The sequence below is a fragment of the Bradyrhizobium sp. WSM4874 genome (genome assembly GCF_055811835.1).
This window is the reverse complement of sequence record NZ_JBVVPR010000007.1, coordinates 1-23,942: the sequence shown is the minus strand read 5'-3', so window position 1 is coordinate 23,942 and position 23,942 is coordinate 1. Positions and strand designations below refer to the sequence as shown.

At 64.2% G+C, this 23,942-nt stretch carries 21 protein-coding genes; 9 read left to right on the top strand and 12 right to left on the bottom strand.

Annotation, left to right across the window (positions count from 1 at the left end; all coding sequences use genetic code 11):
• Positions 1 to 35: 35 nt before the first annotated feature.
• Genes AC0L3P_RS09400 through cnbZ form a run of 4 tightly spaced genes read left to right on the top strand, consistent with a single transcriptional unit; the run spans position 36 to position 4,473 of the window.
• The gene (locus AC0L3P_RS09400) at positions 36 to 2,084 is read left to right on the top strand and encodes a sensor histidine kinase (RefSeq protein WP_473301687.1); all 2,049 of its coding nucleotides are present in this window, start codon (positions 36 to 38) and stop codon (positions 2,082 to 2,084) included.
• A complete protein-coding gene (locus AC0L3P_RS09395; protein ID WP_275170483.1) occupies positions 2,081 to 2,470 on the top strand; it encodes a response regulator in 390 nt (129 codons plus the stop codon). The genes AC0L3P_RS09400 and AC0L3P_RS09395 overlap by 4 nt, the downstream gene beginning before the upstream one ends.
• On the top strand, positions 2,467 to 3,717 hold the full coding sequence (locus AC0L3P_RS09390) for an adenylate/guanylate cyclase domain-containing protein (protein WP_473301686.1): 1,251 nt from the start codon (positions 2,467 to 2,469) through the stop codon (positions 3,715 to 3,717). Before AC0L3P_RS09395 ends, AC0L3P_RS09390 begins: the two co-directional genes overlap by 4 nt.
• Positions 3,718 to 3,726: 9 nt before the next feature.
• Entirely contained in the window at positions 3,727 to 4,473 is a 747-nt protein-coding gene (cnbZ, locus tag AC0L3P_RS09385; protein ID WP_473301685.1) for a 2-amino-5-chloromuconate deaminase CnbZ, read from the top strand.
• Here cnbZ and AC0L3P_RS09380 read toward each other — a convergent pair.
• From AC0L3P_RS09380 to AC0L3P_RS09325, 12 genes are all read right to left on the bottom strand, one after another.
• Positions 4,470 to 5,357 (bottom strand): ABC transporter permease, encoded by an 888-nt coding sequence (locus AC0L3P_RS09380; protein ID WP_354056530.1) that lies wholly within the window; start codon positions 5,355 to 5,357, stop codon positions 4,470 to 4,472. The genes cnbZ and AC0L3P_RS09380 overlap by 4 nt on opposite strands.
• A 3-nt stretch (positions 5,358 to 5,360) precedes the next feature.
• Positions 5,361 to 6,302, bottom strand: coding sequence for an ABC transporter permease (locus tag AC0L3P_RS09375; RefSeq protein ID WP_275170487.1), 942 nt, complete (start codon positions 6,300 to 6,302; stop codon positions 5,361 to 5,363).
• Positions 6,303 to 6,333: 31 nt separating this feature from the next.
• Positions 6,334 to 7,857, bottom strand: a complete 1,524-nt coding sequence (locus tag AC0L3P_RS09370) for an ABC transporter substrate-binding protein (RefSeq protein WP_473301684.1) — start codon at positions 7,855 to 7,857, stop codon at positions 6,334 to 6,336.
• A 23-nt stretch (positions 7,858 to 7,880) separates the two neighbouring features.
• Positions 7,881 to 8,981 carry an ABC transporter ATP-binding protein gene (locus AC0L3P_RS09365; RefSeq protein ID WP_473301683.1) on the bottom strand — a complete coding sequence of 367 codons (1,101 nt, stop codon included), beginning with the start codon at positions 8,979 to 8,981 and terminating at the stop codon, positions 7,881 to 7,883.
• Positions 8,981 to 9,970 (bottom strand): ABC transporter ATP-binding protein, encoded by a 990-nt coding sequence (locus AC0L3P_RS09360; protein WP_473301682.1) that lies wholly within the window; start codon positions 9,968 to 9,970, stop codon positions 8,981 to 8,983. The genes AC0L3P_RS09365 and AC0L3P_RS09360 overlap by 1 nt, the downstream gene beginning before the upstream one ends.
• Entirely contained in the window at positions 9,967 to 10,677 is a 711-nt protein-coding gene (locus AC0L3P_RS09355; RefSeq protein WP_473301681.1) for a DUF1028 domain-containing protein, read from the bottom strand. The genes AC0L3P_RS09360 and AC0L3P_RS09355 overlap by 4 nt, the downstream gene beginning before the upstream one ends.
• 8 nt (positions 10,678 to 10,685) lie before the next feature.
• Positions 10,686 to 12,491, bottom strand: coding sequence for a gamma-glutamyltransferase family protein (locus tag AC0L3P_RS09350; RefSeq protein WP_473301680.1), 1,806 nt, complete (start codon positions 12,489 to 12,491; stop codon positions 10,686 to 10,688).
• 81 nt (positions 12,492 to 12,572) lie between these two features.
• Positions 12,573 to 13,562, bottom strand: a complete 990-nt coding sequence (locus AC0L3P_RS09345) for an ABC transporter ATP-binding protein (RefSeq protein ID WP_354056517.1) — start codon at positions 13,560 to 13,562, stop codon at positions 12,573 to 12,575.
• Entirely contained in the window at positions 13,559 to 14,545 is a 987-nt protein-coding gene (locus AC0L3P_RS09340; protein ID WP_354056515.1) for an ABC transporter ATP-binding protein, read from the bottom strand. Before AC0L3P_RS09340 ends, AC0L3P_RS09345 begins: the two co-directional genes overlap by 4 nt.
• A 43-nt stretch (positions 14,546 to 14,588) precedes the next feature.
• Positions 14,589 to 15,560 carry an ABC transporter permease gene (locus AC0L3P_RS09335; RefSeq protein WP_354207123.1) on the bottom strand — a complete coding sequence of 324 codons (972 nt, stop codon included), beginning with the start codon at positions 15,558 to 15,560 and terminating at the stop codon, positions 14,589 to 14,591.
• Positions 15,561 to 15,570: 10 nt separating this feature from the next.
• Positions 15,571 to 16,551, bottom strand: coding sequence for an ABC transporter permease (locus AC0L3P_RS09330; protein WP_007607877.1), 981 nt, complete (start codon positions 16,549 to 16,551; stop codon positions 15,571 to 15,573).
• A 104-nt stretch (positions 16,552 to 16,655) separates the two neighbouring features.
• Entirely contained in the window at positions 16,656 to 18,251 is a 1,596-nt protein-coding gene (locus AC0L3P_RS09325; RefSeq protein ID WP_275170496.1) for an ABC transporter substrate-binding protein, read from the bottom strand.
• A gap of 302 nt (positions 18,252 to 18,553) precedes the next feature.
• Between AC0L3P_RS09325 and AC0L3P_RS09320 the strand changes: the two genes are divergently transcribed.
• The 5 genes from AC0L3P_RS09320 to AC0L3P_RS09300 form a co-directional block, all read left to right on the top strand.
• Positions 18,554 to 18,811 carry a DUF6489 family protein gene (locus AC0L3P_RS09320; protein ID WP_007593837.1) on the top strand — a complete coding sequence of 86 codons (258 nt, stop codon included), beginning with the start codon at positions 18,554 to 18,556 and terminating at the stop codon, positions 18,809 to 18,811.
• Positions 18,811 to 19,611: an esterase/lipase family protein gene (locus tag AC0L3P_RS09315; protein ID WP_473301679.1), complete on the top strand. Its 801-nt coding sequence runs from the start codon at positions 18,811 to 18,813 to the stop codon at positions 19,609 to 19,611. The genes AC0L3P_RS09320 and AC0L3P_RS09315 overlap by 1 nt, the downstream gene beginning before the upstream one ends.
• A 46-nt stretch (positions 19,612 to 19,657) precedes the next feature.
• On the top strand, positions 19,658 to 21,208 hold the full coding sequence (locus AC0L3P_RS09310; protein WP_473301678.1) for a wax ester/triacylglycerol synthase family O-acyltransferase: 1,551 nt from the start codon (positions 19,658 to 19,660) through the stop codon (positions 21,206 to 21,208).
• A 10-nt stretch (positions 21,209 to 21,218) separates the two neighbouring features.
• Complete coding sequence (locus AC0L3P_RS09305) at positions 21,219 to 22,214, top strand: alpha/beta fold hydrolase (RefSeq protein WP_473301790.1); 996 nt, start codon at positions 21,219 to 21,221, stop codon at positions 22,212 to 22,214.
• A 130-nt stretch (positions 22,215 to 22,344) separates the two neighbouring features.
• Positions 22,345 to 23,942: cytochrome P450 (locus AC0L3P_RS09300; RefSeq protein WP_473301677.1), on the top strand; the 1,598-nt coding region annotated here is incomplete at its 3' end.

The window sequence follows — 23,942 nt, the reverse complement described above, 5'->3', positions numbered from 1 at the left end:
AGACAAGGTCCGGTCTTCTTGCTAGGTTCGGCGGGATGAGCCTTTCCCTCCACCCCGACACCCCGCAAGCCAGGACGCTGCCAAGCGCGGCGTCGGTTGCCGTCGCGTCCGGCACGACGCCAGGGCAGGGGATCAAGAGCCGGCTCTTCACCAAATATGTCGCGCTGTTCGTGGCTGTCGTCGCGATCGCGCTGCTGGCGAACGGGCTGTTCGAGGTCTTCTTCTATTATCGCGAGCACAAGTCCGCTCTGATCCGGGTTCAGCATGAACAGGCGGAGGCGGCCGCGGCCAAGATCGGTCAGTTCGTCAAGGAGATCGAGAGCCAGCTCGGCTGGACCACGCAGCTGCCGTGGTCGGCGGGCTCGATCGAGCAGCGCCGGTTCGATGCGCTGCGGCTGCTGCGCCAGGTCCCTGCGGTCACCGAGCTCGCCCAGGTCGATGCGACCGGCAGGGAGCGGCTGCGGGTCTCGCGGCTCGCCATGGACGCGATCGACAGCGGCATCGACCTGTCGGACGATCCGAAGTTCACCGAGGCGGTCGCGCACAAGGATTTTTACGGGCCGGTTTATTTCCGCAGGGAGTCCGAGCCGTACATGACCCTCGCGCAGGCGGGGTCGCGCAAGGATGCCGGTGTCAGTATCGCGGAGGTCAATCTCAAGCTCATTTGGGACGTGGTATCCCAGATCAAGGTCGGCGAGCACGGACACGCCTACGTGGTCGGTCCGGAAGGACGCCTGATCGCGCACCCCGATATCAGCCTGGTCCTGCGCAACACCGACATGTCCGGTCTCACCCAGGTGCGCGCCGCGCTTGCCGGAGGCAGCGCCACGCTCGACGCGCTTTCCGAAGCGCGCAATCTCCAGGGACAGAAGGTGCTGACCGCGTCGGCCCCGATCGCGCCGCTGCACTGGACCATGTTCGTCGAGCTCCCGGTCGAGGAGGCCTATGCGGCGCTCTATGCCGCGTTGGAACGGCTTGCATTCGTGCTGCTCGCGGCGTCGATCTTCGCGGTGCTTGCCGGGATATTCCTCGCGCGCCGCATGGTCGGGCCGATACAGGCGCTGCGGAGCGGCGCCGAGCGCATCGGCAGCGGCGATTTCTCCCAGCGCATCTCGATCAGAACCGGTGACGAGCTCGAGGGTCTCGCAGACCAGTTCAACCACATGGGCGAGCGCCTGCAGGAATCGTATGCAGACCTCGAGAACAAGGTGGAGCAGCGGACCGCAGAACTCCGGCAATCCCTCGACGATCTTCGCACCGCGCAGGACCGCCTGATCCAGACCGAGAAGCTCGCGTCCCTCGGCCAGCTCACGGCGGGAATCGCGCACGAGATCAAGAACCCGCTCAATTTCGTCAACAATTTCTCGGCGGTGTCGACGGAGCTGATCGACGAGCTCAACGAGGCCCTGCAAGGGGCCTCGCTCGACGGCAAGACAAAGGAAGAGGTCGACGAGCTGACCGGCATGCTCAGGAGCAACCTCGAAAAGGTGGTGCAGCACGGCAAACGCGCCGATTCCATCGTCAGGAACATGCTGCTGCATTCGCGCGAGGGCTCCGGCGAGCATCGCCTCAGCGATATCAACGCGATCCTGGAGGAGAGCCTTAATCTCGCCTATCACGGCGCACGTGTCGAAAGGCCCGGCTTCAACGTCACGATCGAGCGCGGCTTCGACCCCGCGGCGGGCATGGTCGATGTTTATCCGCAGGAAATCACGCGCGTCTTCCTCAATCTGATCTCGAACGGCTTCTACGCCACCGTCAAGCGCAAGGAGAGCGCCGCAGACGCCTTCGAGCCCACGTTGCGCGCGGCAACCAAAACTCTCGGCGACAAGCTCGAGATCCGTATTCGCGACAACGGCACCGGGATCCCGTCGGAGGTGAGGGAGAAGATGTTCAATCCCTTCTTCACCACCAAGCCGGCCGGCGAGGGCACCGGGCTCGGCCTTTCCATGAGCCATGACATCGTGGTGAATCAGCACGGCGGCACCATCGACGTGAACACCGAGCCCGGTGTGTTCACCGAATTCATCATCACCCTGCCGCGCATGATGGCGGCGGGCGACACTTCCGGAGGCAAGACTTGAACGTTTACATTCTGGTCGTCGATGACGAGCCCGACGTCGAGGCGCTGTTCCGGCAGCAGTTCCGGCGCGATTTGCGCACCGGCCGCTTCCAGATGGAATTCGCGCCGTCCGCGCCCGATGCGCTGAAGCTCGCCGCCGAGGTTCGCGATCCCTCGTTGATCCTGATTCTGTCCGACATCAACATGCCCGGCATGAGCGGGCTCGACATGCTGCCGAAGGTACGTGATGCGCATCCTGACGTTCCCGTCATCATGATCACCGCCTATGGAGATGCCGAGACGCGTCGGAAGGCGATCGAGCGTGGCGCAGTCGGGCTTCTGACCAAGCCGATCGATTTCGCGCTGCTGCGGCAGGAAATCGACACGAGGCTCGAGCAAGCCGCATGACCGCGACCATCCTCTTCGTCGACGACGAGCCGGATCTCGAGGCGTTGGTCCTGCAAAAATTCCGCAGGCAGATTCGCGATGGGTCGGTAACGATCATGTTCGCGCGCGACGGCCTCGAAGCGCTGCGATCGCTCGAGCAGAACCCGCATGTCGACATGGTAGTTTCCGACATCAACATGCCCAGGATGGACGGGTTGTCGCTGCTGGCGAAGCTCCAGGAAGCCGAAGACAAGAAGTCCACCATCATCGTGTCGGCCTATGGCGACATGAGCAATATCCGCACTGCAATGAACCGCGGTGCGTTCGACTTCCTGACCAAACCAATCGATTTCGCCGACCTGGAGATGACGATCCAGAAGACTATCCGCCACATCGAAATGCTGCGAGAGGTGCGAGGCCGCCAGGCGGAAGCCGAGCGCGCTCACGCCGCGCTCTCGCGTCATTTCTCGCCCGAGCTCGCCAAGCGTCTCGCGGCAGGGAGCGAAGGCAGGGGGATCGAAGTACAGTGGCGCGATATCGCGACCATTTTCACTGATATTACCGGCTTTACCTCGCTGGTCGAGAGTGCGCCGCCGGAGACGCTGGGCGCGCTTCTCAACGAGTATGTCGGCGGGATGACAGAGATCGTCTTCGCGCATGAGGGGACGGTTGCCAAGATCATCGGCGATGCAATCCAGGTGCTCTTCAACGCGCCCGGGGATCAGCCGGACTATGCGACGCGCGCGGTCGCCTGTGCGCACGATCTCGACGCTTGGGCGGAGGATTTTTCCGCGCGCTGGAAGGTGAGAGGCGTGAATTTCGGTACCACCCGCATCGGCATTCACGCCGGGCCGGCGCTGGTCGGAAATTTCGGCGGCAACCGGTTTTTCGACTACACCGCGTATGGCGACTCCATCAACATCGCGGCGCGACTGGAAGCCGCGAACAAGCATCTGGGCACGCGGATTTGCGTCAGTGCCGGCGTCGCCGAGGCGGCTGAGAATTTTCGAGGTCGTTCCGTCGGGGAACTGATGCTGCGCGGACGCAGCGAACCGTTGCGCGCGTTCGAGCCGCTGACGCCGGCTCAATTCGCTGCGCCGGAAACGGCGCTGTATTCCGAGGCATTTGCCAAGATGGAGGCCGGTGACGCCGCGGCCATGCCGGCCTTCGCCGCGCTGGTCGGCATGCATGCCGACGATACGCTGGCCGGCTTTCACCTGAAGCGCCTGCTTAACGGCGCCAAGGGCATTCGCATGCAACTGGAATAGGAGTCCGACATGATTGGTGAATTCTCCGCCGGCAATTACCGCTTCATTCCGTCCGTATTCCAGTATTCGGCCGGTGCGGCCGCGGATGACGGCTATGAGATCGAGCGCGTCCGCTTCGACCGGCTGGTGCCGCTCGCGGAAGGGTTTGCGCTTGCCGCGAAGTATATTCAGGAGGCGGGGCGGCCGCTGACGGCGTTCTGTGCCTGCGAGCTGCGCTCGCCCGCGGCCTTCAGCGAGGAAGGCTTTCGCGCGTTCAACCTGCACTATGTGAAGACGCTATCCGAATGGGGCATCTTCGACGGCACCACCAATCCGGTGGCGCGCAGCAATGTCTGTCCCGAGATCGATCCACCGGCCGAGCCGTCATTCTATGCGTTCTCCTTCACGCGGCCGACGAGCTCGAAGGCGCCGAGCTTCGTGATTGCCGGCGGCGCGGAGGCGCGCGAGGGCAGCGGGACCTATGTCGAGCGCACCGTGCGCTACCGCGACCTCAGCCCGGAAGGCCTTCGCGAGAAGGTGCGCTATACGACGACATCGCAGATGGAAAACAGGATGACGGCCTTCGGCTTCGGCTGGAAGGACACGACCGGCGTGCAGGCCTATTCCGTGCACGACTTCCACCACGCACTGGTCGACGAGCTCGTCCGCCGCGGGGCGCTGCGGTCCGGCCTGACCTGGCACTATGCCCGGCCGCCGGTCGTCGATCTCGAATACGAGATGGATTGCCGCCGCGTGATGCGCGAGGTCGTGATCTAGCGCTGGCGTGGATCGAGCGCGTCGCGCAGGCCGTCGCCGAGCAGGTTCAGCGACAGCACCACGAGGAAGATCGCAAGCCCCGGCCAGAGGGCCATCCAGGGCGCCTGGGTCAGGAAGCGCTGCGCTGCGTTGAGCATGCTGCCCCAGGATGGCGCCGGCGGCTGCTGGCCCAGGCCAAGGAAGGACAGCGCAGCTTCGGCGATGATGGCGGCCGCAATCGACAGCGTCGCCTGCACCAGCAGCGCCGGCAGGATGTTCGGCAGGATGTGCGAGAACGCGATCCGCCACGGCGGATTGCCGAGCGCGCGCGCCGCCTCGACATAGTCCTCGGCCTTGACGTTCAACACCTGGCCGCGGGTCAGGCGGATGAAGATCGGGGTTGCCGAGATGCCGATCGCGATCATGGCGTTGCCGAGGCTCGGACCGAGGAATGCGGCGAGCGCGATCGCCAGGATCAGGAATGGACAGGCCAGCATCGCGTCGGTCATCCGGCTGATCAGTGCGTCGACGAAGCCGCCGCGATAGCCGGCGAGCAGGCCGAGCGGAACGCCAACGCCCAGCGCGATCGCGACCGAGATGAGGCCCGCGAGCAGCGACGCGCGGGCGCCGTAGACGACGCGGCTCAGAATGTCGCGACCGAGCTCGTCGGTGCCGAACCAGTGCGCCGCAGTGGGCGGCTTGCGAACCAGGCTCCAGCTCGTCGCGATGGGATCGTAGGGCACGACGAGCGGCGCGAGCAGCGCGAGGCCGACGAACAACGTGATCATGACAAGTCCGAACACTGCGGCCTTGCGTTTAAACAGGCGCCGCCGGGCGCGCCGCGCCGGGCTGTCCAGCTCGTCAGCTTGCGCGATGGGAGCGGCGGGCAGAGCGGCATCGGTCATGGTCTAGCCCCGCAGCCGCGGATTGACGAGGATGTAGGCGACATCGGCAACCAGGTTCAGCGCGATGTAGACCGTCGCCGTCACCAGCACGACGCCCTGTACCACCGCGTAGTCGCGGTTGAACACGGCATCCACGATCAGTTTGCCGAAGCCGGGAATGGAGAAGATCTGCTCGGTCAGAACCGCCCCCGACAACAGCGTGCCGAGCTCGAGCGCGCCGAGCGTGATGATCGGCGTGAGTGCGTTGCGCATGGCGTGCTTGAGGATGACCGAGCGTTCGGACAATCCCTTGGCGCGCGCGGTGCGAACGTAGTCGCTTTCCAGCACCTGGAGCATGGCGCTCCGGGTGTGCCGCATCAGGACCGCGGAAATCGCGTTGCCGAGCACGAAGGCCGGCATGATGGTGGCAGCGAGGCTCGCACGCCAGTTCTCGGTCAGCGGTACGTAACCGGACGCCGGCAGCCAGCCGAGTTCGATCGAGAACAGGAAGATGAGCATGATGCCGAGCCAGAAATTCGGCGTCGAGATGCCCCACAGCGCGAACAAATTGGCGCCATAGTCCCAGACGGTGCCCTTTTTCACGGCGGAGACGATGCCGGCGGGAATGCCGATCAGGAGCGCGATCAACATTGCCATCGAGCCGAGCTGGAGCGTCACCGGCAGCTTCTGAGCGATCAGCTCGCGCACCGGCATCTTGTTGCGCAGCGACTCTCCGAAATTGCCGGTCAGGACTCCCTTGAGCCAGTAGACGTACTGCACGGGGATCGGCTGATCGAGCCGGTATTGCTGGCGGATCTGCTCGATCACGGCGGGATCGCGCTCCTCGCCGGCCATCACCAGCGCCGGATCGCCCGGCAACAATTGCTGCAGCGAGAAGATCAGCACCGACACGAAGAAAAGTGTCGGCACGATCTGCGCAATGCGGCGGGCGAGGAAATTCAGCATGGCGCCGGCCGCATGTCAGGCGACGCCGTGCTCACTTGAACTTCAGCCCGACCACGCGCACCAGCCCGTCGGGCATCTGCCTATAACCCTGGAGCTTGGTCGTGTGCGCAATCAGAAGCGTGCGGTGGTAGATGTAGATGATCGGCAAATCGTCGAGCAGGATCTTGGCCATCTTTTCGTAGATCGCTTTGCGCTCCGCGACATTGGCGGTCAGCCTTCCTTCTTCCAGCAGCTTATCGGTCTCCGGATTCGAATAGACGCCATCGTTCTGCGGTGCTTTGCTGCGCATGAAGATGTAGGAGTTGCCGTCCGGATCGATGCGACCGCTCCAGTTGATCTGGAAGATCTGGAACTCGCCGGCCTGGGCCTGCTTGAAGGTGGTCGCGAATTCGACCGCGCGGATCTTGATGTCGAAGCCCGCTTCCGCGGCCATCGACTGGACGACTTGGGCAACGGCTTCATTCTCCGCGCCTTTGGGAATCATGTAGTCGACTGTCACTGGCGAAGTGACGCCGGCTTCCTTCAGAAGCGCCTTGGCCTTCGCGATGTCGCGGCCACGAACCGGAAACGCTTTCTGGTAGTAGGGATGGGTGGGGCTGACCCATTGATTGCCCGGGGTGAACTCGCCGTTGAAGACGACCTGGTTGAGGGCCTCGCGATCGATCGACAGATCGAGCGCCTGGCGGACCTTCGCCGATTGGCTCAGCGGCCCCTTGCTCTTGTCGTTGCCAATATTGACCGTGAGGCCGAGATAGCCGAGCTCCGGTGCCGTCGACAGCACGAGCCGCGAATCCGCGCGCACGTCCTTGATGTCGGTGGCGAGCACGCGCTCGATCAGATCGAGCCCGCCGGACTTCAGGTTGGCAAGGCGCACCGTGGCGTCCACGATCGGCAGGAACACGACGCGGTCGATATGGATGTTGTCCTTGTTCCAGTAGTCGGCGAATCTCTCGAACACCATGCGGTCCTGCTGCACGCGCTCGACGAATTTGTAGGGACCGGCGCAGACCGGATGCAGGCCGAACTTGTCGCCGGCCTCCTTGGCGGCCTTCGGCGACACCATCATGCCGGAGCGGTCGGTCAGCTGGGCGATCAGCGGGGAGTAAGGCGTCTTGAGTACCAGCTTGATGGTCAGGGGATCGACGACCTCGACGTGGTCGACGCTGGCAAGCTCGGACTTGCGGAACGAACCCGGCAGCGTCATGTGACGCTCGATCGAGAACTTTGCCGCTTCCGCGTCGAGCGGCTCGCCATCGTGGAATTTCACGTTGGGCCGCAGCTTGACCGTCATCTCCTTGCCGTCGGCCGAGGTCTCACGAGACAGCGCGAGCTGCGGCACGATGTTGAGCTTCTCGTCGATGTCGAACAGCTTGTCGCAGAAGGCGGAGAACACGATGCGGCCGACATAGGTGCGGCCGATGCTGGGATCGAGGATGTCAGGATCCTCGGCGATGCCGATGCGAAGCGTGGTCTGGGCCTGGGCCTGGGCTTGGGCCGCGCCTATGAGCGACGTCAGCAATGCCGACGCCAGGAGTGCCAAACGCATAGGACTCATCGCTCTCAACCTCTGTTTTACGGCTATGCCGGGTTCGTTCCCAATGAACTAACCCCGCTGCCGCGGACTGCTTCCGGGCCGCCGCTGAAGGCGGCGACCAATTTTTCGAGAACCGGGGAGAAGCCGCCGTCCGTCGGGACGATTGCCTCGGACGACGGCAGTTCCGACGTTCGGTGGCATGCCGTTGCATGTCCGATGCCATCCCGCACGAGCTGAGGCATTTCGCTGCGGCAACGGTCGACGACGTAGGGGCAGCGGGTGTGGAAGCGGCATCCCGGCGGCGGATTGAGCGCGCTGGGAATCTCTCCCTGCAGCACAATCCGGCTGCGCTTTGCCCGCGGTTTAGGCACGGGGATCGCCGACAACAGCGCCCGGCTATAGGGATGGCGGGGCGCGGCGAACAGTGCGTCCGCGGCCGCCGTTTCGACGATCTGGCCGAGATTCATCACCGCCACGTGGTCGGCGATGTGCTTGACCACCGCGAGGTCGTGCGAGACGAAAATGTAGGCCAGCCCAAGCCGGTGCTGGAGCTCGCGCAGCAGATTGAGGATCTGCGAGCGGATCGAGACGTCGAGCGCCGAGACCGGCTCATCGCAGATGATCAGTTTCGGCTCGACCGCGAGGGCGCGGGCGATGGCGATGCGCTGACGCTGGCCGCCGGAGAACTCGTGCGGGTAACGCCGCGCCAGCCGCGGCTCCAGCCCGACCAGCCGCAGAATCTCCTCGACGCGTTCGCGCCGTCGGGCGGGCGGCACCAGATTGTGCAGCGCCAGCGGCTCGGTCAGGATCTGGCCGACGGTCATGCGCGGATTGAGCGAGGCGTAGGGATCCTGAAAGATGATCTGGGCCTCGCGGCGAAAGGCGCGCAGCGCGCCGGCGTCGAAGGCGAGCAGATCGCGGCCTTCGAAACGGATCGTGCCTGCATCCGGCTCGATCAGCCGCAGCACCAGGCGGCTGACGGTGGATTTGCCGCAACCGGATTCGCCGACCAGCGCCAGCGTCTTGCCGGCATCGAGCGAGAAGGAAACGCCATCAACGGCTTTGACATGCGCCAGCGCCCGGCCGAACAGCGAACGCTCGGCGACGAAATGCTTGACCAGGCCATGGACCTCGAGCAGCGCCATCACGACACCAGACGTTCGAGCGGCGCGCGGATGCAGCGCGAGAGGTGGCCGGGACTGACTTCGACCAGCGGCGGCGGCGCCTTGGTGCAGGCCTCCAGCACAAACGGACAGCGCGCGGCGAAACGGCATCCCGCGGGCGGCTGCGCCATGTTCGGGACCATGCCCTCGATCGTGGCAAGCTGTTCGGCGCGATGGTCGAGCCGCGGGATCGAGCCGAGCAGGCCGACGGTGTAGGGATGCTGCGGCGCCGAGAACAGCTCGTCCACTGCCGCGCGCTCGACGATCTCGCCGGCATACATCACCGCGACCTCGTCGCAGACTTCGGCGACGACGCCGAGATCGTGGGTGATCAGGATGATGGCCGCGCCGCTCGCCGCCTTCAACTCGCGCATGAGCTCCAGGATCTGCGCCTGCAGGGTGACATCGAGCGCGGTGGTCGGCTCGTCCGCGATCAGCAGCCGCGGGTCGCAGGCGAGCGCCATCGCGATCATGACGCGCTGGCGCATGCCGCCGGAGAGCTTGTGCGGATATTCGTCGATCCGGCGCTCGGGCGAGGGGATGTGGACGCGACGCAGCAGATCGATCGCCCGCTCGCGCGCACTCCTGCGCGAGCCGCCGCGGTGGCGCAGAATCGTCTCAACGATCTGATCGCCGATCGTGAAGCTCGGATTGAGCGAGGTCATCGGCTCCTGAAAGATCATCGCGAGCCGGTTGCCGCGGAGGTCGCGCAGCGTCTGGTCCGACGTCTTGAGCAGGTCGAAACCGTCGAAGCGGATCGCGCCGGAGATTTCCGCGCTCTGCTTCGGCAGCAGGCCCATGATCGCCAGCGACGTCACGCTCTTGCCGCAGCCGGATTCGCCGACGAGGCCGAGCGTTGCGCCATTGGCGACGCTGAGATCGACGCCGTCGACCGCGTGCGTGATGCGGCCGTCGTCGCCGTGAAAGCGAATGCGCAGATCCCTGATCTCGATGAGGGGGCTCGGGTTCATGATCGTTTTGCGCGCGCTGCGGCAATGCTGGCGTCGATGACGCTGCGATCGGTGTTGCCGGCCGGGTTCTGCCGCGTCGGCATGGAGGCACGGAAGTGGACCCAGAGCTCGTGACTGACGCGTTCGAGCCGCTCGAGCTCGCCGAGCGGATCGGGATGATCGTCGGCGCGGATGTCCAGCGCCGGCCATTCCTCCTCGCCGTGGATCAGGAGCGCGGCGGACTGCTTGCCGCGCTTGTCGCCGCCAGCGGCTTCGCCCGCGCGCATCGCGGCGAGCAGGCGGTGCGGGAAGGGCAGGCTGTCATTGGCGATATAGGTTTTTGCGGTCTCGTCGAGCACATCGGCGCCCGCGAGCATGTTGCCGGCGATCGAGAAGCCGCTGCCCGCAATGTGCCCGCACCAATCGACGCAGTCGCGCCCGGTATGCGCGGCAATCGCGCCGCTGGCGTCCATGATGTGGATCTGGCGGCTCTCGCGGCCATCGTCGGTCGCGATCAGGGCGGACAGCACGTCATGCGCGTTGAGACCTTCACGCAGCAGCTTGAGGCCGTCGATGCCGTAATAGGGGTTGACGAAGGCCTGCGTCGCAATAGCACCAAGGCCCGCCGCAATGTAGGGGACACGCGCGCCGACGGCGAAGAAGCGCGTGGCAACAGCGATGCCGAACTGGCCGGTAGCGGAATCGCGCGCGATGATCGACCAGGTCATGTGTTGCCTTACCGCCCTGCGGCGTAGCCCTGCATGCCGCGCGGATTGGCGGCGGCGCGGCGGCGCGGTCCGACGCGCGAGGCCGCGGTCAGGCGGCCCTCCGACCAGTCCGGTCCGACCTCGACGATATGTCCACGTTCGCGAAGATTTGCGATCGTCGCCTTCGGCACACGGTTCTCGACCACGAGCACGCCGGGGCGAGCGGTGCGGGGCCAGAACGAGATCGGGAAATGCTCCGAGTGCCAGGCCGGGGCGTCGATCGCCTCCTGGAGATTGAGGTTGCAATGGACGTGCCGCAGGAAGAACTGCGTGATCCATTGATCCTGCTGGTCGCCGCCGGGCGAGCCCCAGGCGAGATAAGGCTCGCCGTCGCGCAATGCCATGGTTGGGGACAGCGTGGTGCGCGGCCGCTTGCCCGGCGCGAGCGAGCTCGGTTGATTCTCCTCCAAATCGAACATTTGTGCGCGGCTGCCGAGGCAGAAGCCCAGCTCGGGAATGACAGGTGAGGATTGCAGCCAGCCTCCCGACGGCGTCGACGACACCATGTTGCCGGCCTTGTCGATAATGTCGAAATGCACGGTGTCGCCGCGCACCTCGCCGAAGCGCCCCACGGTTGGTTCGCCGGCGCCGAGCGCGCCGACGGCCTCGCGTTGGCCTTCGGCGCGGCGCAACTTGACGACGCCGCCGAAGCCCTCGACCGCGCCAGGCCGGAGATCGAGCGAAGCTTTCTCGGTCACCAACTTACGACGTTCGTCGTTGTAAGCATCTGACAGCAGCGTTGCGATCGGGATCTCGCTGAACTTCGGGTCGCCGTAGAATTTTTCTCGGTCGGCGAAGGCGAGCTTGGCGCATTCGATCTGGAGATGGATGAATTCCGGCCCCGTCGGGTCGAGCCCGTCGAGCGCAAAGCCCTTCAGTAGCGCGAGCTGCTGCAGCGTCACCGGTCCCTGGCTCCAGACCCCTGCCTTGCAGACAGTGTAGCGGCCATAATCGTAGGTGAGCGGGGCCTCGACCGTCGGCTGCCAGCGCGCCATGTCATCGGCCGACAGCACACCGCGATGCGGCGAACCGCTGACGTCCATCACCTCCTGCGTCCGGCAGAATTTGTCGATGGCTTCCGCAACGAAGCCCTGCGACCAGGCCTTGCGTGCGCGCTCGATCTCGGCGTCGCGACCGCCGCCGCCGCTTTCGGCCTCGCCCAGGATTCGTGCGTAGGTCGCTGCAAGTGTCTTGTTGGTGAAGAGCGTGCCGGGTTTTGGCACTTCGCCGTTCGGGAGATAGACGGCGGCTGACGTCGGCCAGTGCTTGCGGAATAATTGCTCGACGGTTTGGATCGTGGCGCAGGCGCGCTCGACCAGCGGATAGCCGTCGCGCGCATAGGAGATCGCGGGCTCCAGCACGTCGCGCACGCGCATCGTGCCGTAGTCACGCAGCAGCATCATCCAGGACTCGAAGGTGCCGGGGACGCAGGCCGCGAGCAGGCCGGTGCCAGGCACCATGTCGAGGCCTTCGTTCTTGTAATGCGCGATGGTGGCGCGGGCCGGGGCGGGACCTTGGCCGCAGATCACCTCGGTGCGGCCGCGCTTCACGTCGTGCACGATGATCGGAACGTCGCCGCCGGGGCCGTTCAGATGCGGCTCGACCACCTGGAGCGTGAAAGCGGTGGCGACGCCGGCGTCAAAGGCGTTGCCGCCCTTTTCCAGGATAGCCATGCCGATAGCGGTCGCGATCCAGTGCGTGGTCGCGACGACCCCGAAGGTGCCCTCGATCTCGGGGCGTGTCGTGAAGGGATCGGGATTGACGATGCTGGCCATGGACTACCTCATTTGCGGCGCGCGCAATTGATCACAGGGCCAGGCCGCCGCCAAATGCGCAGGCTGCATGGCACGCGCGCGTCACGCCGGTACCGGCGCGGTGTTGACGGCGTGGCAGGCGACGCCGTCGATCAATTCAGGTGCTTCCTTGCGGCAGAGATCGAACGCCAGCGGGCAGCGCGGATTGAAGGCGCACCCGGGCGGCGGATTGATCGGGTTCGGGATCTCGCCCTTGACCGGAATGCGCTGGCGGCCGCTCATGGCGAGATCGGGCACGGCGCCGAGCAGCATCTTGGTGTAGGGCATGCGCGGCCGGGCAAACAGCTCGCGTCCTTCCGCGATCTCGACGATGCGGCCGAGATACATCACGCCGACGCGGCTCGCCATGTGGCGGACCACGGCAAGGTTGTGGCTGATGAACATGTAGGTCAGGCCGAACTTGTCCTGGAGGTCGCGCATCAGATTCAGGATCTGCGCCTGCACGGAGACGTCGAGCGCGGAAGTTGGCTCGTCGCAGACAATGAACTCTGCGTCGGAGGCGAGCGCGCGAGCGATCGCGATGCGCTGACGCTGGCCGCCCGAGAATTCATGCGGAAATTTCAACCTGTCGTCAGGATGCAGGCCGACCAGGGTGAGAAGCTCTCCGACGCGCGCCTGGATGTCGCGCTCGCCCTCGATCAGGTCGAAAGCACGGATCGGCTCGGAGATGATGGCGTCGACCCGGAAGCGTGGGTTCAGGCTCGCATAGGGATCCTGAAAGATCATCTGGATGCGGCGGCGGAGCTTTCGGCGTGCCGGTGCCTGCCGTGGGTCGGTCATCGAGACGCCGTCGATCAGCACGTCGCCGGAGCTCGGCGGCAGCAGGCCAACGACCATCCGCGCCACCGTGGTCTTGCCCGAGCCGGACTCGCCGACCAGCGCGAAAGTCTCGCCCTTCCTGATGTCGAAGGTGACGCCGTCGACAGCTTTGAGGTATTCGAGATGGCCGCCCTCGAGGACGCGGTTGAGCCAGGGTTTCGAGACGTCGAAGACGCGCCGCAGATTTGTGGCCTGGACGAAGGAAGTGCTCATGCCGCGCTCTCCGCCGGCACGCTGTCATAGAGGTGGCAGGCGACGGATTGCGTGCCGCGCGGCAGCGGCTCCGGTCTCTCCACGCGGCATCGGTCGAAGGCGAATGCGCAGCGCGGATTGAACGAACAGCCACGCGGGATCGCCGACAGGCGCGGCATGGAGCCGGGGATCTGCACGAGACGCTTGTCGTCGCCGGCAAGGGTCGGGATCGCGCCCATCAGGCCCTTGGCATAAGGGTGCAGCGGGTTCCTGACGACGTCCTGCACCGGACCGATCTCGGCGACGCGGCCGGCATACATCACCGCCACACGGTCGGATGCCTCCGCGATGACGCCCATGTCGTGCGTCACCAGCATCACGGCGGTGCCGTGGTCGCGTCCGAGTCGCTTGATGAGCGAGATGATTTGCGCCTGTACGGAGACGTCGAGCGCAGTGGTGGGCTCGTCCGCGATGATCAGCTCCGGCTCGGCGCAAATCGCGAGCGCAATCACCACGCGCTGGCGCATGCCGCCGGAGAATTCGTGGGGATAGCCGTCGATGCGCTTTTCGGGCGCGGGAATGCCGACCTCGGCGAGCAGGTCGATGGCGCGGCGACGGGCGGCGGTCTCGGACAGGTTCAGATGGGTTCTGATCGTCTCGATGAGCTGGTCGCCGACGCGATAGAGCGGATTGAGCGAGGTGAGCGGATCCTGGAAGATCATGCCGATCCGTTTTCCCCGGATACGACGCATCTCCTCCGGCGGTAAATTGTCGATGCGAAGGCCCGCAAGACGAATCTCGCCGCCGGCGATGCGGCCGGGCGGATCGATCAGGCCGATCACGGCCAGACCCGTGACCGACTTGCCGGCGCCGGATTCGCCGACCACCCCGAGGACCTCGCCCTTGGCGATGTCGAAGGAGACGCCGTCGATAGCGCGCAGCGTGCCGCGACGGGAGGCGAATTCGACATGAAGATTACGCACGGAGAGAATGGGGTCGGTCATGAGCGAGACGCTCTCGTCGAAATTTTGGTCATCGAAGTTCTGCTCATCGGAGCTTCGGGTTGAGCGCGTCGCGCAGCCAGTCGCCGAGCAGGTTGATCGACAGGATCAAACTGGCGAGCGCGATACCAGGGAAGGCCACGATCCACCATTCGCCCGCGAACAGGTAGTTGTTGCCGATGCGGATCAACGTGCCGAGCGAGGGCATTGTGTCGGGCAGGCCGACGCCGAGGAAGGACAGCGTCGCCTCGGTGATGATGGCGAGCGCGAGGTTGATCGTGGCGATGACCAGGATCGGGCCCATCGTGTTTGGCAGCACATGGCGGAACATGATCTTTGGGGCGGGAAGGCCGATCAGTTGCGCGGCAGCCACGTAATCCTTGTTCTTCTCGACCATCACGGAGCCGCGTACCGTCCGCGCATACCCCACCCAGAAACTCAGGCCGATCGAGATCACCAGCACGACCAGCATGCTGGTTGCATCCAGCCGGTTGCCGAGGATGGATTTCGCGATGCCGTTGACCAGCAGCGCGATCAAGATGGCGGGGAAAGTGAGTTGCACGTCGGCGATCCGCATGATCACGCCGTCCACCGCGCCGCCGAAATAGCCGGCGATCAGGCCAAGCGCGATGCCGAGCGCGCCGGCGAAGATCACGCCGGCCACACCGACCGCGAGCGAGATCCGCAACCCGTAGAGAATGGCGGAGAACACGTCGCGGCCCTGCTCGTCGGTGCCGAGCAGGAACGGGCTCTGCCCCTCGGCGGTCCAGAGCGGTGAAATCCGGGAATTCATCAGTTGGAGCTGAGCCGGATCGAACGGGTCCTGGACCGCGAGCGCGGAGGCAAAGATCGCGAGCAGGAAGAACAGCACGGTAATGGCTGCCGCCACCATGGTCAGCTTGGATCGGCGAAACGAATACAAGATGTCGCTGTCGAGTGCGCGGCTGAACCAGCTACGGGCGGCATGCGTCGGCAGCGTGCTCGGCTTGTCGGGATTGGAGGCGACCACTTCGGACATGCAGGCTGCCTTATGTGGCGCGGCCGACGGTCGCGCGCAGGCGCGGATCGACGACGGTGTAGAGAATGTCCACCACCAGATTGATGGTGACGAAAATCAGCGAGACCATCAGCAGGTAGGCGGCCATAATCGGGATATCGACGTTTTGCACGGCCTGCACGAACAGAAGTCCCATGCCGGGCCATTGGAACACAGTTTCGGTGATGATCGAAAATGCAATAACCGAGCCAAACTGCAGGCCCGCCACCGTGATCACGGGAATCAGCGTGTTCTTCAGCGCGTGCCCGAAGTGGATGGCACGGGTCGTCAGCCCGCGGGCGCGGGCAAAGCGGATATAATCGGTCCGAAGCACTTCCAGCATCTCCGCGCGCACCAGCCGCATGATCAGCGTCATCTGGAACAGCCCGAGCGTGATCGAGGGCATGATCAGCGCCTTCAGGCCCGACAATGTGAGCAGGCCCGTGGTCCACCAGCCGAGCTTGACGACCTCGCCGCGGCCGAACGACGGCAACCAGCCCAACGTCACCGCGAACAGATAGATCAGAAGGATGCCGATCAGGAAAGTCGGCAGCGAGATGCCGATCAGCGAAACCGCCTGGAATAATTTGGCGAGCAGGGTGTCGCGCCTGAGCGCCGAATAGACGCCCATCAGGATGCCCGACACCATTGCAAAGACGGTCGCGCAGATCGCGAGTTCCAGCGTCGCAGGCATACGCTCCATCAACAGCGTCGAGACCGGCTGCCGGAACTGATAGGAGACGCCGAACTTGAATTGCGCTGCATCGGCGAAATAGCGCACGAACTGCACCGGCACGGGATCATCGAGGCCCAGCGACTTGCGCACGGCTGCGCGTTCGGCCGCCGGCGTATCGAGCGAGACGATCTGATTGATGGGGTCGCCGGCGAAGCGGAACATCGAGAACGCGATGATGCCGACGGCGAACATGACGCCGATGGCCTGAACGGCCCGGCGAAGAGTGAAAGCGAGCATGCCTTCCACTTTCCTTGAGTGTGCGTCCGGCCGACGTCTTTGTCAGCCGGAAAAGGAAAGGTCCCGGAAGCCTGACGCTGCCGGGACCTCGTATTCGACTGACGCTATTCCTTCTTGGTCGCCCAGTGGAACATGACCAGATTGTCGGCGCGCTGCGGCAGGTTGACCTTTTTCGATACGCCCCAGGCCAGCGCCTGCTGGTGCAGCGGAATATAGGCCCAGTCCTTGATGCTGATCTCATACGCCTGCTTGATCAGCTGATTGCGTTTGGCGGTGTCGGTTTCGACCAGCACCTTGTCGGTGATGGCGTCGAATTCCTTGTTGCAATAGCCGCCAAGATTGGCTTCGCCCCGCGAGGATTTCGCGTCGTCACGGCACCCCATGATGTCGTTCAGCACATTGTGGGAGTCCATCGTGCTCGGCGTCCAGCCCAGCATAAAGAAAGAGGTCTGGTAGCCACCCTGCTTCAGAACCTTGGCGAAGTACTGCGCCTTGGGTTGTGCCAGGAGGTTGATCTTGACGCCGATGCGCGCAAGCATGCCGACCACAGCCTGGCAAATCGCGGCGTCATTGACGTAGCGGTCGTTCGGGCAATCCATGGTGACCTCGAAGCCGTCGGGGTAGCCGGCCTCGGTCAGGAGCTTCTTGGCGCCGTCAGGATCGAATTTGGGACGCGTGAACTCCTTGGACAGTGCGAACAGCTCCGGCGCGATCATCAGTGCCGACGGTGTCGACAGTCCCCGCATCACGCGCGTCTTGATCAGCTCGATATCGATCGCCTTGTAGAACGCCTCCCGCACCTTGACGTCCTTGAACGGGTTCTTGCCCTTGATGTTGGAATAGAGCAACTCGTCGCGAACCGTGTCGAATCCGATGAAGATGGTGCGAAGCTCCGGCGCCTTCAGCACCTGGGCATTCGGGCTCGCATCGACGCGGGAAATGTCCTGGATCGGCACCGGCTCGATGACATCGACCTCGCCCGAAAGCAGCGCAGCGACTCGGGTTGCGTCGGAGGCGATCGGGGTGAAGATGATCTCCTTCAGGTTGCCTTCCATCTTGCCCCAATAATTGGGGTTGGCCTTGAACACGGTCTTCACGCCGGGCTGATGGCTCTCGATGATGAAGGGACCGGTACCGTTCTCGTGCAGTGAGGCGTAGCTCGGCGAGGTCGCGGACACCGGGGTCGGTTCGACCGCCTTGTTCTCCTCAGCCCACTTCTTGTCCATGATGTACCAGACGTCCCATGCCGAATGCAGGATGGGATTGGGCGAAGGCAGCACGAAATCGACCGTGTAGTCGTCGACCTTGACGACCTTGACGTTGGGCGCCAAGCGGGTCTGCATGTTCGAGTTTTTGTTTCGAACGCGATCGGCGGAGAACAGCACGTCGTCGGCGGTGAAGGGGTCGCCGTTGTGGAATTTTACGCCCTTGCGCAAATGGAAGCGCCACCGGGTCGGCTCCGGGGTTTCCCAGCTCTCCGCCAGCGCCGGAATGATCTTGAGATCCTTGTCGCGCGCGGTGAGGCCCTGATAGACGTGACCGAGATGGGCGTGGGTGGTGGACTCGTTCAGGGAGTAGGGATCAAGCGACTTCAGGTCGCCCTGGTTGGCATAGCGCAGCGTCTGGCTCGACGCCGGCGACATCGTCAACGCAAGCATACCGGCGAGCGTCGCCGCAAACAGAGTTCGACCGACTGACATTCTTGACCCTCTCAACTCTGCCGCGCCGTGATTTTTGATTGTTCGGCGGGCGTCCCAATCCATGTTGCCCAGACTTCTCGACCCGTGCAAGCGCCATTCCAGCAAGGAACGCGCCAAGTTGCACCGCTGTGCAGCAATGGTGACCGGCATTGAGGGGTTGATGGGCGCGGGCGGGCAATTTTGATTGACCATATCCGCCGATCGAGGAAGCCGGAGGTTGCCGCCGGCCTCAGGTCGCTTGCGTTGCACACCGTCTCGCGGCGATACTGCGGCAGGCCGCTCGAATCTCATCTGGAGGGGACATGAAAGTTAATATCGAAATCGACTGCACCCCCCTCGAAGCCCGTCAGTTCATCGGATTGCCGGATCTGGCACCGATGCAGACGGCGGTGATGGACAAGCTGCAGCAGCAGGTTCTGAGCAACATCGACAAGGTCTCGCCGGAGTCGCTGATCCAGAGCTGGTTCACCTTCGATCCAAAGCTCGCCGAGCGGTTTCAGGACATGTTCGTCACCATGGCCGGTCTCGGCGGCACCCGCAGCGGCGACAAGAAGAAATAATGCCGCCCGGTCCGGACGGGCCGCAGACCCCAGGCCGGCTTCGTCCGCCCGGCCTTGCTTTGCTGCTTGCCGAATCCCGTGGGTTGCTCGAACTCAACGCCAGCATGCTGCTGTCGCCGGTCCTGATGCGGGCGCCCAAAGGCGATGGCCATCCGGTGCTGGCGCTGCCTGGCTTTCTCGCCAGCGACCTCTCGATGGCGCCGATGCGGCGCTATCTCAGCGAGCTCGGCTACGAGGCTCATGCCTGGCGGATGGGCCGTAATTTCGGCGGGTTCGGACGGATGCGGGATTCGTTGCGCGCCCGTCTCGCCGAAATCCATGCTGCGAGCGGACGCAAGGTCAGCCTGGTTGGATGGAGTCTCGGCGGCGTCTATGCGCGCGATCTCGCGCTCCAGGCACCCGACATGGTCCGCAACGTCATCACGCTCGGCAGCCCTTTTGCCAATGACGTGCGGGCGACCAATGCGACGCGGCTCTACGAGATGATGTCCGGCGAGCGTGTCGAGGATTTCGTTGAACTGCGCGCGGCGATCGCCGGCGATCTTCCGGTGCCGGCGACGTCGATCTATTCGCGCGCGGACGGCATCGTGAACTGGCGGACTTGCCTGCTGCGTCCCTCCGACCGTGCCGAGAACATCGAGGTGCACCTGGCGAGCCATATCGGGCTTGGGGTGAATCCCGCAGCGCTGTGGGCCGTGGCGGACCGCCTTGCGCAACCGGAGGGAGAGTTCTGGCCATTTGACCGGGCAGGGCCGTTTGCCATTGCATATGCCCCGCCGGAACAGGCAGTATCGGCCTGACGAGAAGCGCCGCCTAAGGCGCCCGTCAAATACTCGGGAGGGAACTATGGCTGACGGTAAAAAGCTGTCGTCGCTGGACGCGTCGTTTCTCTATCTGGAAACGCCGGAAATGCCGATGCATGTCGGGAGCATGGCGATCTTTCGCCTGCCGGACGACTACAAGGGCGACTTCTTCGAAGATTTCAAGGCGATGATCGTCTCGCGCCTGCACATCGCGCCGATCCTCAAGGCGCGGCTGGAGAAGGCGCCGCTCGACATCGATCATCCCTCCTGGGTCGAGGACGATCAGTTCGACATCGACCGTCACATCTTTCGCGCCAGCCTGCCGCAGCCGCGCGACCGCGCCACGCTCGAACGCATCGTGGGCTGGATGCACGCCAAGCTCTTGAACCGAGCCCGCCCGCTTTGGGAGTTCTACGTGTTCGATGGCATGAAGGACAACGAGGTCGGGCTTTATTCGAAGATGCATCATGCCGCCATCGACGGCGGCGCCGGTGCGGCGCTGACCAACATGATCTACGATATCTCGCCGATCCCGCGGAAGGTCGATCCGCCGACCGCGGGAGCGAAGCCCGCGCAGGAGCCGCGCGACATCGCTGCGAACCTGGTCGATTCCTACCAGCAGCTCTTCACCCAGCCGCTCGATGCATCGGCGGCCGCCAAGAACCTGCAACTGCCGCGCACCGGCAAGAGCGACATCGGTTCGATCCTGTTCGACAATGCGATGTACCAGATCGAGAGTGCGGTGCGCTTTGCCGGCAACATCCCGACCATGGTCAAGAGCGTCTCGGACGTGCTCGGCAAGATATCCGATCCAAAATCGCGCGAGAGCCTCGCCAGCATGGTGTCGCCGCCGACCATGCTCAACAAATCGATCTCGTCCGAGCGCAGCTTCGCCGGGGTCTCGATATCGCTGTCGCGATCCAAGGCGCTGGCCAAGCAGGCCGGCGGCAAGCTCAACGACGTCGTGCTGGCGCTCGCCTCTGGCGTGGTCCGGCGCTACCTCCAGCAACACGGAATGCTGCCGGCGAAGTCCCTGACCGCCGCCGTGCCGATCTCGCTGCGCGAGGAGGGCAACACCGAGGCCAACAACCAGGTGTTCGGCATGATCTGTTCGATCGCAACCAACATCGACGATCCCAAGGCACGCCTGGAAGCCATTATCGCGCAATCGACCAAGTCCAAGGAGATGTCGCATCCGCTGCGGGCACTGATGCCGCAAATATCCAACATCTCGATGCTGGGCGCGCCGATCGTCGTACAGATCATGGCGCTGCTCTACAGCCGCTCCGATTTGTCGGATGTGCTGCCGCCGGCTGCGAACATCACGGTGTCCAACGTGCCGGGGCCGCGGCAGACGCTCTACGCCGCGGGAGCGGAGCTGTTGCACATCTTCCCGGTGTCGATCTCGACGCACGGGCAGGCGCTCAACATCACCGTGCAGAGCTATCGCGACCAGCTCGATTTCGGCTTCATTGTGGGCGCCAACATCATTCCGCACGTACAGGTGATGTGCGACATGCTGCCGGAAGAATTCGCCGCGCTGGAGGCGGCCTATGCGCCGCCGTCGGCCGACATCAGGGGCGCGGCGGAGTAGGAATGTGTCGATGATTGAAATGCCGCCGCTCAAGTTCGCGCAGACGAACGGAATCCGCATGGGCTACTACGAGGCCGGCCCGGCCGATGACAAGCCGCCGATCGTGCTGTGCCATGGCTGGCCTGAACTCGCATTTTCCTGGCGCCACCAGATCAAGGCGCTGAGCGAGGCCGGCATCCGCGTGATCGCGCCGGACCAGCGCGGCTACGGCGCGAGCGACCGGCCCGAACCGGTCGAGGACTACGACATGGAGCATTTGACCGGCGATCTCGTCGGTCTGCTCGATCATCTCGGGGTCGACAAAGCGATCTTCGTCGGCCACGACTGGGGCGGATTCGTCGTCTGGCAGATGCCGCTGCGGCATCCTTCGCGCGTCGCCGGTGTGGTCGGCGTCAACACGCCGCATTGGGACCGCGCGCCGATCGATCCGATCGCGCTGTTCCGCCAACGCTTCGGCGATCAGATGTATATCGTCCAGTTCCAAGATCCCGCGCGTGAGCCGGACAGGATCTTCGGGAGCCGCGTCGAGCAGACGTTCGACGCGTTCATGCGCAAGCCGCTGGCGCGGCCGGCGGCGAAACCGGAGGAGCCGCCGATCGCTGGTGTCGGCGCCTCGTCAAAGACCAATCTGGCGTTCCCGCAGATGATCGCGGCCTATGATGCAAAGCACGATCCCCGGATTCCGATCCTGTCGGCCGACGAGAAGAAGGTGTTCGTCGATACGTTTACGAAAACCGGCTTCACCGGCGGCATCAACTGGTATCGCAACTTCACCCGCAATTGGGAGCGTGCGAAAGGCTTGGACCATCACGTGCGCGTGCCGTCATTGATGATCATGGCCGAGAACGATGCCGTGCTGCCGCCGTCGGCGGCCGACGGCATGGAGACGCTGGTATCTGACCTGGAGAAATATCTGGTGAAGGACAGCGGCCATTGGACGCAGCAGGAGAAGCCGGAGGAGGTCAGCGCGAAGCTGATCGAATGGCGTAGAAGGCGGTTTGGCTAGCTGATCATTGCGAACTCGTCATTGCGAGGAGCGAAGCGACGAAGCAATCCAGGCTGCCTCCGCGGACATATTTCTGGATTGCTTCGCTTCGCTCGCAATGACGACATTGAAGCAGGGGGACTACATTTCGATGTCATCCAAGAATCGACTAGATCCGATCCCGCAGCCGCCGACCAAGCCGGTGGTCGGCAACATGCTGTCGCTGGATTCGGCCGCACCGGTGCAGCATTTGACCCGGCTTGCCAAGGAGCTGGGGCCGATCTTCTGGCTCGACATGATGGGTTCGCCGATCGTGGTCGTCTCAGGCCACGATCTCGTCGACGAGCTGTCGGACGAGAAGCGTTTCGACAAGACGGTGCGCGGCGCGCTGCGGCGGGTGCGCGCGGTCGGCGGCGACGGCCTGTTCACGGCCGATACCAGGGAGCCGAACTGGAGCAAGGCGCACAACATCCTGCTCCAGCCCTTCGGCAACCGCGCCATGCAGTCCTATCACCCGAGCATGGTCGACATTGCCGAGCAGCTCGTCGGCAAATGGGAACGGCTCAACGCCGACGACGAGATCGATGTCGTCCACGACATGACGGCATTGACGCTGGATACGATCGGGCTATGCGGCTTCGACTATCGCTTCAATTCGTTCTACCGGCGCGACTACCATCCTTTCGTCGAGTCGCTGGTGCGCTCGCTTGAAACCATCATGATGACGCGCGGCCTGCCGTTTGAGCAGCTCTGGATGCAGAAGCGGCGCAAGACCATGGCTGAAGACGTCGACTTCATGAACAAGATGGTCGACGAGATCATTGCGGAGCGCCGCAAGGGAGGCGAGGCGGCCGACGACAAGAAGGATATGCTTGCAGCGATGATGACGGGCGTCGATCGTTCGACCGGCGAGCAGCTCGACGACGTCAACATCCGCTATCAGATCAACACGTTCCTGATCGCCGGCCACGAGACCACCAGCGGCCTGTTGTCCTGCACGCTCTATGCGCTGCTCAAGCACCCCGACATTCTCAAGAAAGCCTATGACGAGGTCGATCGCGTCCTCGGTCCCAATGTCGACGTGCGTCCGACCTATCAACAGGTCACGCAGCTCACCTACATCACGCAGATCTTGAAGGAGGCGCTGCGGCTATGGCCGCCGGCGCCGGCCTATGGCATCTCGCCGCTGAACGACGAGACCATCGGCGGCGGCAAGTATAAGCTCAGGAAAGGCACGTTCACGACCATCCTGGTGACCGCGCTGCATCGTGATCCCTCGGTCTGGGGTCCGAACCCGGACGCGTTCGATCCGGAGAATTTCAGCCGGGAAGCGGAGGCCAAACGGCCGATCAATGCCTGGAAGCCGTTCGGCAACGGCCAGCGCGCCTGCATCGGCCGCGGCTTCGCCATGCACGAGGCTGCGCTCGCACTCGGCATGATCCTCCAGCGCTTCAAGCTGATCGACCACCAGCGTTACCAGATGCATCTGAAGGAAACGCTGACGATGAAGCCGGAAGGCTTCAAGATCAAGGTCCGTCCGCGCGCCGATCGCGAGCGCGGTGCCTATGGCGGACCTGTAGCGGTGTCGTCGGCGCCGCAGGCGCCGCGCCCACCCCCCCCCCCGCGCGGTCAAAAAATTCGCTTGGCCTTCCGGGGGGGGCCCCACCCCCCCAACCCGGAATCCGGAGATGAGTCCTCGGCTCCAGATTCCGGGGCGCCTTCGGCGCATCCCGGAATGACGGCTGTCCC